The organism is Streptomyces sp. NRRL WC-3549 (assembly GCF_000721935.1).
GTDB lineage: Bacteria > Actinomycetota > Actinomycetes > Streptomycetales > Streptomycetaceae > Streptomyces.
Genome location: NZ_KL585423.1, coordinates 110,428 through 111,454 on the forward strand (window position 1 = coordinate 110,428; position 1,027 = coordinate 111,454).

At 74.5% G+C, this 1,027-nt stretch carries 2 pseudogenes; one reads left to right on the forward strand and one right to left on the reverse strand.

Annotated elements, in window-relative coordinates:
• Positions 1-764, forward strand: a pseudogene (locus IH13_RS0126860) (hypothetical protein); the annotation flags it as partial.
• Here IH13_RS0126860 and IH13_RS0126865 read toward each other — a convergent pair.
• Positions 724-1,027, reverse strand: a pseudogene (locus IH13_RS0126865) (hypothetical protein); the annotation flags it as partial. The pseudogenes IH13_RS0126860 and IH13_RS0126865 overlap by 41 nt on opposite strands.

A 1,027-nucleotide genomic window follows, 5' to 3' on the forward strand; every position in this document is an offset into this window, starting at 1 on the left:
CCCCCCGCCGCACCCCGTCGACGGTGCTGGTGTGGGCGGGCCTCGCGGCCCTCAACGTCATCGTCAACAACCCCGTGTCCAACGCGCGTTACTGGTTCCTGACGGTGCTGGTGTCGCTGCTGTTCACCGCGTTCCCGAGCAGCGCGGCGGTGTACCGGTCGGTGCTGGCCCTGGGGGTGGTGGGCGCGCTGGTGCTGTTCCCGTACGCGGACCGCTTCCGGTACGACGACGCGGGCTACCGGCCCGTGCGGTCCGCCTCCGTCTTCGAGCCGCTGGCCACGAAGGACTACGACCAGACGGTGATGTTCGCCGACGCCGTCTCCTGGGTGGACACCCGCGGCCACACCTGGGGCCGTCAACTGGCGGGCACGGCACTGTTCTTCGTGCCGCGCGCGATGTGGAGCGGCAAGCCGGAGGACACCGGGGTCCGGGTGGGCGAGTGGATGGGGATGAGCATGACCAACCTCTCCGCCCCGCTGTGGACGGAGCTCTGGGTGGACTTCGGTGCGGCGGGCATGGTGGGCGGTCTGGCCCTGACCGGCTACGCGGCGGCCCGCACGGACCGGCGGTACGCGCTCGCGGTGACCCGGGCCGGGCCGGGGCCGGGCAGTGTGCTGGCCGTGGCCGTGCCGCTGGTCGCCGGGTACACCTTCATCCTGCTGCGCGGGCCGCTGCTCCAGGCCGCCGGGAAGCTGGCCGTGGCGGCGCTGTGCCTGGCGCTGGTCACCAGCTTCCGGAACGGCTCCCGGAGGGGCCGGCGCTGACGGTGTCCGGTCCGGCGGCCGGGGCCCGGCGCAGCCGGGCGACCCGGGTCCAGGTGGCGGCGGCCTTGCAGACGGAGCCCAGGCAGAGTCCCCAGGCGGCTCCGGGCACCCCGGCGAGCGCGTAGCCGCCCGCCAGGAGGACGACGGAGAGCAGCGAGAAGACGACCTGGACGGAGAGGGTGGTGCGCGGGTCCAGCATCCGCAGGGCGAGCAGCCCGCAGGTGCCGACCGCCATGGCGGCGTACTGGCTGCCGGTCGCGGGC